The organism is Streptomyces sp. SID5785 (assembly GCF_009870065.1).
GTDB lineage: Bacteria > Actinomycetota > Actinomycetes > Streptomycetales > Streptomycetaceae > Streptomyces.
The window spans coordinates 1-5,627 of sequence record NZ_WWIA01000980.1 but is presented as its reverse complement, the minus strand read 5'-3'; the positions used below and the strand labels follow the sequence as shown (position 1 = coordinate 5,627).

At 65.3% G+C, this 5,627-nt stretch carries 5 protein-coding genes and 1 pseudogene; 2 read left to right on the top strand and 4 right to left on the bottom strand.

Features of this window, described 5'->3' with window-relative positions; genetic code table 11:
- Nucleotides 1-392 precede the first annotated feature (392 nt).
- Nucleotides 393-1,109, top strand: coding sequence for a hypothetical protein (locus GTW43_RS31955; protein WP_161305460.1), 717 nt, complete (start codon nt 393-395; stop codon nt 1,107-1,109).
- 561 nt (nt 1,110-1,670) lie between these two features.
- Here GTW43_RS31955 and GTW43_RS31950 read toward each other — a convergent pair.
- Nucleotides 1,671-2,300, bottom strand: a complete 630-nt coding sequence (locus GTW43_RS31950; protein WP_161305459.1) for a hypothetical protein — start codon at nt 2,298-2,300, stop codon at nt 1,671-1,673.
- Nucleotides 2,301-3,152: 852 nt separating this feature from the next.
- On the bottom strand, nt 3,153-3,434 hold the full coding sequence (locus GTW43_RS31945; protein WP_161305458.1) for a hypothetical protein: 282 nt from the start codon (nt 3,432-3,434) through the stop codon (nt 3,153-3,155).
- A gap of 133 nt (nt 3,435-3,567) precedes the next feature.
- Between GTW43_RS31945 and GTW43_RS31940 the strand changes: the two genes are divergently transcribed.
- Nucleotides 3,568-4,119 (top strand): hypothetical protein, encoded by a 552-nt coding sequence (locus GTW43_RS31940; RefSeq protein ID WP_161305457.1) that lies wholly within the window; start codon nt 3,568-3,570, stop codon nt 4,117-4,119.
- 73 nt (nt 4,120-4,192) lie between these two features.
- Here GTW43_RS31940 and GTW43_RS31935 read toward each other — a convergent pair whose 3' ends face one another.
- Nucleotides 4,193-5,200, bottom strand: coding sequence for an LLM class F420-dependent oxidoreductase (locus tag GTW43_RS31935; protein ID WP_161305456.1), 1,008 nt, complete (start codon nt 5,198-5,200; stop codon nt 4,193-4,195).
- Nucleotides 5,201-5,330: 130 nt separating this feature from the next.
- Nucleotides 5,331-5,627 (bottom strand): annotated as a pseudogene (locus GTW43_RS31930) (hypothetical protein); the annotation flags it as partial.

The following is a 5,627-nucleotide window of genomic DNA, read 5'->3' as shown; positions in this document are numbered from 1 at the left end:
GCTCCCACCGTCCCGCCCCCTCCGGGGGCGTCGGCCCGGCGCCGGGCGCACCCGTCCCGGTCCCGGGCACGGCGCGCCCCGGCGCTCCGAGCACGCGACGCGCCCTGCGGTTCCGCAACATCTGCTAGCGGTCACCGGGCAGTCGGGAAAGTACATCCGCAGCAAGCTCTGCTGAAGCGTGGTCGAGGCCTACCGTCGCCGTTCCATCCAGTCGTTCGGACATGTAACCGGCCATCGCAGACGCTGCGTCGGCAGAGCCCACGGGGCGAGCCACCTAAGCAGACCACTACTGCCGTCACCCATCACAAGAGCTCCGTCGGACAGCTGCCGATGGGGCTCAAGTCTGCACATGCCGCGAATGAGGGCGCGCACACGTGATGCATACTAAGCGCATGGAGGAACTGCTTAATATCACCAGCGAGAGTCTCAGTAGGTTTTTGACACGGTGGTACGGCGACCCAGACCGGCCCATTTCCGCAAATCTGGGCGCTGCCAAAATGCCACTTCCGCTGAGGGCTTGGCATGAAATCGCCTCACAATGGTCCACGCCCGTGACCACTCTCAATCATCCTCTTGACCCGAGCGAGCTGGAGATCGAGGACGGGAAGCTGGTCTTCTGGGTTGAGAACCAAGGATGCTGGACGTGGTCCACCAACATTAACGGTGACGACCCAATCGTATTCGATCGACAGCCAGGTTCAGACCATGAACCTTGGGCACCTACGGGCGAAACACTTTCAGAATTCCTCCTCCATGCGACGGTGTTCGAAGCGATTGTCGGGGCACCCTGCCAGATGTACGTCGAGAACATCACCGAAGAAGTTCTCTCTCGAATTGCCTCCGAGGTCAGCCCGCTTCCACTACCGCACTGGCGTTGGCCCTCCGCGGACGTCAGAATTCTCGTGGGAACCGGCCTGCTCGCGCAGGTGTCCGACAGCATGACGAGCGGCCCGAGCGACACGATCCGCCGGTTCGATGTGACCATTGCAGCGCCTTCTTCAGATGCCCTTGAGTCACTGTCCAACCTCGCTGGTGTTCCCTGGATGAGCTACACGTCAGTCGAACCGCAGGAGTCCAAATGGGACGACCTCCCAGAGTTCCTGCGATAAATCAACTTTCAGCAGCACTGAACGCCAAAAGAAGGATTGGCCCGGCCTGTACGAGATGCAGGCCGGGCCAATCCCTATCTAGGATCTCTAGTTCGCATTACCGGTGAACGGTCCATATTTCCGACCGTTTGAGTTCACCCACAACTGCGCTCCCTCCGGGAGTATGTCTTCAATCCTTGCCGCACAACCGTCACGCCCCGGACACATTCCAAACTTGTTGTCCGATATGGAGCACCGCTTTCCTGATGCCTGGATTCATCCTCAGGAGCGCGGCAGTATGAGTCTCGGCGTGGTCGAAATTCTGCTTAGTTCGACCGGGAAGGTTGGCAAGCATATGAGACTGGCCGCCCGGTCCGCTTGACAAGGGAAGCTGATCGACCCCCGCATCAAGGACCCCTACCGTCCTGCGGTCGAAATCATTCGGCAGTTCATCAACTGCTTTAGGCGATGTCTCATGTGCCGCCATCGGGATTAGCCGATGGCGGCCTCTTGGTTTGCCGCATGTTGCCTACCCAAGGACTCTCTGTTAATCCAGAGCCAAGGGTCGTCACCTGGAGAGGGCTAGCGCATCAGGAACGAAATTCGCGAGACTACGAATTCTCCGTAGGGAAATTCGCGACCCAGCTCTGCAAATCTCGCATACAAATCATGGTCGATCTCACAAGAATACTCCATGAGGAATCCCAGGAGGACTCTAAAGGCGAGTTCTGGGCAGATATCCGAGGCGCACACTCTCAGCGCCGGCAGGGCGTTCGGGATACTCGCCACCGGATTGTTTGTGATCGCCTCATCCAGAGCAGTCTCAAGCTCGTCGATCTCCGCGACAACCCTGCCCGTGAAGGCACCGTACGCACTTTCACCGACTTCGAGGTTTGCGTGTACGCCGGCTTGAGTGAGGGCCCTTTCGCAGATATCTGCAACTTCTCGGAACCAGTCCAATCCACTGACCGCGCCGTTGAGGCGATGAAAGGAGCCAGTTGCACATTCCCAGAGGGTGGCGACAGTGTCAGCGTCACCGCTGGATGCCAGTCTGAGTGCATCCTCGGCGAGTGCGAGCACAAACGGATCTGACGTCTGGGCGACGTAGCTTATGACCACATCGCGTGCGCTCCCCGATAGCCTCCAGTCTTGATGGAACATAGAGGCTAGATGCGTGATGCCGAAGTCGTCCTCGGTAAATCTGATCCCCACAGGTAATACCTATCTCGGGTGTGCTCGACATCATCCGGCTCGAGCTACTTACCTGCCAAAGCCAGGACGCTTCCGTCACGCAGATCCTGGAACCCCTGGCTTATGACAGCGGCCGACTTCCTGCACGACTCCCGTGTGCCTGCGGCAGTGGGATTGCTCGCGCATGCTTGTCGGTCGTATGTACGCGTGGCTTCCTGAAGTTTGTGCGCCGTGGTGGACAACGTCGTGTAACCGGTGCGCACTCCGATCTCGCGCAGGGCAAGGCCGGCATCGGCGTTCGTCGCGTGAGCTGCTGCACTGCATGCTGCTGTGAACATGCGAGGCGAGGAGGTCGAGCAAGGCGATTCCGTACCAGTTCCGTACTTCTGCTCGTCCGCCGAAACCTGTCTCTCCAGATCCTCTTTGACTTTTTCAGCCGCCTCGCCAGGGTCCGATGGGGATTGTCGAGGTGCACTGCTGCTCTTGCTCGGACGAGAGAAATGACCCGTCGAACCAGCGCTGTCGCACCCTGCTATCAGGGCGACGGTGAGTACTGGAAGGGCCGCCAAACGCAAAAATCTTGAAGTCACGGTGAATTCGTTCCTGACAGGGAAAGGAGTGCGCGCATTCCGGCCGCAGACTGATACTGCGCGCAGCGCGCAGCGTGCAGGGCTGACCGGGATGCTACGTCGAGAAGCGCCACCGGATACGGGAAGCCGGTAAGAACGATGCCGCCTCGGCATGCAACGGAGCCGGCTCGGTGTCCTTCGGCGGTGACTCGGCCCGCGCAGGGCAGCCGCGGGTCCCTGTCGAGAGGTGCGGGCCCCCTGTCGGCAGGGGGCCCGCGGCGGTCGGGGTGCCCCGGTGAGGGGGTCAGCGGAGGCGGCCCGCGATGGTGTGGCCGATCAAGAGGTAGACGACCGCGGCCAGCCCGTACCCGGACACGACCCGCGCCCACGCCTCGTCGAAGGTGAACAGGTCGTAGGACCAGCCGGCGAGCCAGTCCGCCGCGTGGTGGATGAAACGGACCAGGTCGTTGCCGCGGTTGGCGTCGAGCAGGTACATCAAGATCCACAGCCCCAGTATCAGGGCCATGACATCGGCGACGATCACGATCGCCCGAGCCGCGCTGGTGCTCCTGCGTGTTGAGGTCATACCGAACGTCTCACCGCGAACCAGTTCGATGAAACCCGGACGATCTCGCGGGCGTCGCCCCGAGTGGCGGAGTGGTGACGTTGCGGTCAGGGTGCTGGGAGGGGGTTCTTGCACGGAGGTGACCGTGGTAGGGATGTCTCTTTCGATACGGCGGATGGTCGTCGCCGCACTGTTGTGCACGGCTCTCGTCGCAGGCGGCACCGCCTGCGCGGGGAAGAGCGGCAGCACCGAGGCCGTGGCGCGGCCCGCGGCGGCGAGCAGCAGTCCGGCCGAGCGCCAGAAGCTCGCGAAGACCCGTTTCGTGGCCAACGCCGGTCTCGCGGCCGGTGCCACGTACCAGTGGATCGTGAAGCCCTGGAAGGCCGGGAAGTTCAAGAAGGGCGCGAAGGGCCGGAGGTTCACGCTGATCAAGGCGGGCCTCGCGGGCGCGTTCACGTACAACCGGCTGAAGGCCGCGCAGCGCAACGCCAAGGGCGACCCGACGCTGTCGAAGGCCGTGGCCCCGCTGTCGGCCGGCATCGACAAGCTCAAGGACCTGCCGAAGAAGCTGCGCAAGGGTGACGGCGTCGACTCGGTCTCCGGATCGTTCGACGACATCATCAACAGCGTCAAGGACGCGGGCAAGAGCGCCGGCGCCGAGGTGAAGAACAAGGTGCCTTCGGCGGGCCAGTTGGCCAAGGGGTAGGGGCTCGCAGGCGCTGGGGCTGGCTCCTGGTGCCGTCCGTGGTGCCGCGCGTGGTGTCGCCCGTCCAGGGGCGTTAGTTGAGCTCCGCCAGCACCCGTAGCGTGTGAGGGTCCGGGGACAGGGCCAGGAGGTCCGTCACCGGGCCCTTGCGCCACAGGTCGAGGCGTTCGGCGATCCGTTCGCGCGGGCCGACGAGCGAGATCTCGTCGGCGAACGCGTCCGGCACGGCGAGCACCGCCTCCTTGCGCCGTCCCTCGGCGAACAGTTCCTGCACGCGCCGCGCCTGCGCCTCGTACCCCATGCGCGCCATGAGGTCGGCGTGGAAGTTGCGGGTCGCGTGGCCCATGCCGCCGATGTAGAAGCCGAGCATCGCCTTGACCGGCAGCAGGCCCTCGCCGACGTCGTCGCAGACCCTCACCTGTGCCATCGGCGCCACCATGAAGTTCTCCGGCAGTTCCGTCAGCGACGCCTCGTGGACGTCGGTGCGGGTGGGGGACCAGTACAGCGGGAGCCAGCCATCCGCGATCCGGGTCGTCTGCGCGACGTTCTTGGGCCCCTCGGCCCCGAGCAGCACGGGCAGGTCGGCGCGGAGCGGGTGCGTGATCGGCTTGAGCGGCTTGCCGAGCCCGGTGCCGTCCGCGCCGCGGTAGGGGTGCTGGTGGAAGCGCCCGTCGACCTCGACGGGCGCTTCGCGGCGCAGCACCTGCCGGACGGCGTCCACGTACTCCCGGGTCGCGGTGAGCGGCGAGCGGGGGAACGGGCGGCCGTACCAGCCCTCCACCACCTGCGGCCCGGACAGGCCGAGCCCGAGCATCATCCGGCCGCCGGAGAGGTGGTCCAGGGTCAGGGCGTGCATCGCGGTCGTCGTCGGCGGGCGGGCGGCCATCTGCGCGATGGCCGTGCCGAGCCGGATGCGCGAGGTGTGCGCGGCGATCCAGGTGAGCGGGGTGAACGCGTCGCTGCCCCAGGACTCGGCGGTCCACACGGAGTCGTAGCCGAGCGCTTCGGCGTCCTGTGCGAGCCGTACGTGGTCGGGGTTCGGGCCGCGGCCCCAGTAGCCGAGTGCGAGTCCGAGCCGCATCTTCCCGCTCCCTCCGGTGCCCGAACGGTATCTGACAGATCGTCAGGTACCGTGCTGCCGGGCGACTGTACGCGAAAGGCCCCCCACCCGGAAGTGCGGGCGGGGGGCCTTTCGGCGAACGGGGTCCGGATCAGCCGCGCTGGATCCCGGACGTGTCCTGGAGAACGCCGCGGCGGCCGTCCTGGGTCTGGGCGATCAGGCCCGGACCGCGCTGCTCGACGGCCAGGTACCAGGTGCCCGGCGCCAGTTCGGCGATCGGCGACGGCGCGCCGTCCTCACCGTAGAGCGGACGCGGCACCGGCACGGCGAACCAGAACGGGGAGAAGTCCCCGGCCGGCTGGCCGCCCTGCGCGGGCTGCGCCGCGGCCTGCGGCGCCGGAGCGGCCGCCTGCTGCGGCTGCCCGCCGTAGGGCTGGCCCGGGCCCGG